The 4,945-nt window shown below is 43.8% G+C and carries 1 protein-coding gene and 1 pseudogene; both read left to right on the top strand.

Annotation, left to right across the window (positions count from 1 at the left end):
• Positions 1-7: 7 nt before the first annotated feature.
• Positions 8-58: pseudogene (locus A1019T_RS14050) on the top strand (ESPR-type extended signal peptide-containing protein); the annotation flags it as partial.
• Positions 59-238: 180 nt separating this feature from the next.
• Complete coding sequence (locus A1019T_RS12955; RefSeq protein WP_244156668.1) at positions 239-4,870, top strand: YadA-like family protein; 4,632 nt, start codon at positions 239-241, stop codon at positions 4,868-4,870.
• The last annotated feature ends 75 nt before the right edge of the window (positions 4,871-4,945 follow it).

Here is a 4,945-nt window from a genome sequence, read left to right as displayed (position 1 = left end):
GTATAAAGTGGTGTGGAACGCGTCTCTAGGAGCATGGGTGGCTGTATCAGAAGTCGCTAAATCTAAAACAAAAAGTAAATCTGTCAAGACTGCAGTTTCTCTCTCTAGCGTGACACTCGCTGTAGCTGAAAACACAGCAAGTAAAGGTAAGGCGGCAAGCTCAGGTACTTCTTTGACAACAGGCTTGCGTAAGTCGTTAGGTAATATCATTTTAACTGCTGGGTTTAGCAGTATAGCGGTGGCAGTACAGGCTGCTAATGGTGTTGGTGGTGGTGTGGCTATTGGAACGTCTAGCAATTGTAACCCTGCTGCAAGTGTTGGACAAAATGAAAGTGTTGCTGTTGGTTGTGGCTCAGTCGCGGATGAGGCGGGGAGCAAGAATACGAACTTTTTTGATCGCGGTAACCCCTATCATAATGTGAGTAAAGGCACGCTTGATACAACGGGTTATTACCGTTCTACATCTGTTGGAACAGGAGCTAAAGCTTATGAAGGTGGAACGGCGCTAGGAATGAAAGCGCAGTCTGCTGCTTTAGGTGTTGCTTTAGGTGCTCAAGCAAAATCTGAAGATGTGGCTGCCATTGCTGTAGGGCCTGCTGCATTAGCTAAAGGAAATACCTCACTGGCCATTGGTCGCCAGTCTATTGCAGAAAAAGATTTTGCCCAGGCAATTGGTAACGTATCTGCTGCTACCGGTAAAGGTTCTCTTGCTATGGGGCACTCAGCGACTGCAACGGGCAATCGTTCCATTGCTATTGGTTCCGCTGATATCGACAATGCTGGAAATACTGGCAATCAGCAGGGGACTGTTTACCAGACTCAGGAACAAACCCTATCAACAGGTAAAGACTCCATTGCATTTGGTGCGGCTGCTAAGGCAACTAAGGATCACACTTTAGCAATTGGTGCTCATTCGAATGCTGAAGGTGTCAATGCTCTAGCTTTAGGTGCGCATTCGAAGGCCGATAAAGATAGATCTATTGCTGTAGGAGTGGGTGCTAAAGCTAACTTTATTGATAGTGTAGCGTTGGGCTCAAACTCAGAAGTTTTGCATGATAATAGTGTGGCTGTTGGTAGGAGATCCAAAACAAATGCTTATAATCAGCAAGCATTTTTAGTCGGAGGGGTGGCAACGGGTGCGGTGGCCGTTGGTAGTGTAGGTGATGAAAGGCGCTTACAGAACGTGGCTGCAGGTGCTCTAGACACCGATGGTGTCAACGTTTCACAGTTGAAGCAGCATAAAACGATCACGGATAAAACAGGTGGCGATATTGCTAAGCATTTAGGTGGTGACTCTACGTTTAATTCTAATACAGGTGAGATTACTAACCCAACTTATAACATCGGTGGCGCAGATTATTCGAATGTTGAGAGTGCGCTTAAAGCCTCGAAAACGGAAGTAAAAGAAGGTGCAAATATCAAAGTATCTGAAGATAAAGGTGCTGATGGTCAAACTATCTATACAGTTAGGACGGCTGATGATGTGACCTTTACCAATGTCACCTCAGAAACCATGACCGTTAATAATCGCGACAGCGTAGCCAACGGTGGTGATACCAACTATGTGACTGAAGGCAATAAGTCAGTGGTTAACGGTGGTGATGTTTACGCAGCGATTAACACCACAGAGCAACAATACACAGGTGATAATGGTGAGATTGTTAAACGTAACCCAACTCAAGTATTAACCATCAAAGGTGGTGCAACTACTGCAACTGAGAACAACATTCAAACCGTTGCTAACGAAGACGGTAGCATTGCTGTGAAGCTTGCTGAGAAGATCAACCTAGGTGCAGGAGGTAATGTTCAGTTAGGTAACACCTTAGTAGATAACTCAGGCGTGACTATTACAGGTGGTACCAAGGGTCCAGTTAGCATCACTAACACTGGTTTAAACAATGGTGGCAATACAATCACCAATGTTGGTCCAGGTGTAAATGGTACTGATGCAGTTAACGTTAATCAGTTAACCACCAAGGTAGCGGCAGCAACCACAGAAGTTAAAGCGGGTACTAACGTTGCTGGTGTTACTACAGATACTGGTAAAAATGGTCAGACGATCTATACCGTGAACGCCAAAGGTACAACAGCAACAGCTGGTTCTGACGCAATTACTGTAGGAGGCACAACAGACAATACGACTAACATCACAGACTACAAAGTTGACTTAAGCCAAGGTACTAAAGACAGCCTAAACAAAGCGGACAGTGCGCTACAGACAGTTGTGACTCAGATTGATGGTGATAATGTTAAGACCATTAATAAAGACAACAATACAGCGAACTTCGTGACTGGCACTAACATCAAGCTTGAGAGTGAGTATGGCGGTATCAAAGTATCAACGGCTGATGATGTGACCTTTACCAATGTCACCTCAGAAACCATGACCGTTAATAATCGCGACAGCGTAGCCAACGGTGGTGATACCAACTATGTGACTGAAGGCAATAAGTCAGTGGTTAACGGTGGTGATGTTTACGCAGCGATTAACACCACAGAGCAACAATACACAGGTGATAATGGTGAGATTGTTAAACGTAACCCAACTCAAGTATTAACCATCAAAGGTGGTGCAACTACTGCAACTGAGAACAACATTCAAACCGTTGCCAATGCAGACGGCAGCATTGCTGTGAAGCTTGCTGAGAAGATCAACCTAGGTGCAGAAGGTAATGTTCAGTTAGGTAACACCTTAGTAGATAACTCAGGTGTGACTATTACAGGTGGTACCAAGGGTCCAGTTAGCATCACTAACACTGGTTTAAACAATGGTGGCAATACAATCACCAATGTTGGTCCAGGTGTAAATGGTACTGATGCAGTTAACGTTAATCAGTTAACTGAAACCAATACGACTATTGCTAAAGGCTTTAACATCACAGCTGACAACTCTGAGTTAGCGGATAACGCAACTGAAGACAACGTTAAGCTAGGCGAAACAGTTAAGTACACCAGCGCTGATGGCAACATTGTTACCACAGTACGTGATAATAAGATTGACTTTGGTTTAGGTAAAGATCTCACCGTTGGTGATGACAATGAGCCAGGTACTATCATCGTTAAAGGCGAGGATGGTAAAGACGGCGTTAGCATCAATGGTGCAGATGGTACAATTGCTCTAAACGGTAAAGATGGTGCTAACGGTACTATCAGCGTTAAAAACGGTGTACCAGGCGTTAATGGTCAAGATGGCATCACTCGTATCGTTATTGACGACAATGAAGTGGCGACCATGAAAGACGGTCTGAAGTTCCAAGGTAACACCGGTGAGGTTATTGGTAAGCAGCTCAATGAAACGCTAACGGTAAAAGGTGAGCTCGGAGATGATGCAAACGCATCAGGCGCCAATCTGCGCGTTGATAGCGATGGCAACAACCTAAACCTAGTGATGGCGAAGGACTTAACGGATCTTGATAGCATCATCATCAATAACGGTGGTCCGATCATTAATAGTACTGGCATCAACATGGGTGGTAAGAAAATCACTAAGGTTGCTGCAGGTACGCAAGACGATGATGCGGTTAACCTTGGTCAACTGAATAAAGTAAGCGGTGATGTGAATAAGGGTCTGAACTTCACGGGTGATGACGCTACTATTGTTATTAATCGCCAGCTTGGCGATGCCCTGACTATCAGAGGTGGTGCGACCGGTAGCCTAATCAATGGCAACATTGGTGTGGTAGTTAACGGTAACCAACTTGAAGTGAAGATGGCTGAAAACATCGACCTTGGTGATAATGGCAGCGTAACGACGGGTGATAGTGTTGTTAACAATGATGGCTTGACCATCGCTGGCGGTCCAAGTGTGACAAAGGATGGTATCGATGCTGGTGATAAGAAAATAACTGGCGTTGCTAAAGGTGATATCTCTAAAGACAGTACCGATGCTGTAAATGGTAGTCAGCTGTGGGATATTAAGAACAAGATCGATAAGGGTGTCGCTGCTTCTAAGACTGAAGTTGAAGAGGGTAAAAACATCACAGTTAAAGAAGAGAAAGGTGCTGACGGACAGACTATTTATAAAGTCTCTACCTCTGATGAAGTCGAGTTTGATAAGGTTGATGTAGGCTCTGTCAGTATTGATAAAAACAAAGTCGATAAAGATGGAAACACTATTATCTCTGGAGTAGGCGCGGGTAAGGCTGATACCGATGCAGTAAACGTTGGACAGTTAAAAGATGTTGTTGCAGGTGCTAATAAAGGCTTCAATGTTACAGCTCAAGGTAAGAATGAAAGTAATGTTGCTAATGGAGGTAGTATTGATTTCAATAATACTGATGGCAATATCAAGGTACAGAAGGCTACTGGTAGCAATGATATCAGCTTTAATCTGAATCCTAGTCTAGATCTAGGTAAAGAGGGTAGTATTACTACTGGCGATACCAAAGTTAATAATAGTGGGGTAACTACTGGTAATACTAGTCTGACTAACAATGGCATCACTATTAACAACGCTAAACCTGATTCTCAAGATTATGACGAGAATAAAACAGTCAGCGTAACAGATAAGGGTTTGAACAACGGCGGTAATAGAATTACTAATGTTGGTCCTGGTGTAGATGGTACTGATGCAGTAAATATGAATCAACTTAAGGATTTTGGCTATAACCTTGGTAATAAGATTGATAAAGTTGGTGATGAAGCCAACGCTGGTGTGTCATCAGCAATGGCTATGGCAGCTTTACCGCAAGCTTACATCCCTGGTAAGAGCATGGTGACAGGTGGTATGGCTACTTATAACGGACAAGGAGCAGTAGCTGTTGGTATATCTAAACTGTCTGATAACGGTCGCTGGGTACTAAAAATCAGTGGTAGTGCGGATACTGAAGGTAATGCAGGTGGTGCAGTGGGTGCAGGTTTCCACTTCTAAGCTAATTAAATATGCCAATTAACCTATCTCACATCTCAACTTATTGAGGTGTGAGATACCAATCAATATTCACAC

Origin of the sequence: Psychrobacter piechaudii (assembly GCF_900162825.1) — a bacterium.
Taxonomy (GTDB): domain Bacteria; phylum Pseudomonadota; class Gammaproteobacteria; order Pseudomonadales; family Moraxellaceae; genus Psychrobacter; species Psychrobacter piechaudii.
This window is presented reverse-complemented; position numbering and strand designations above follow the sequence as displayed.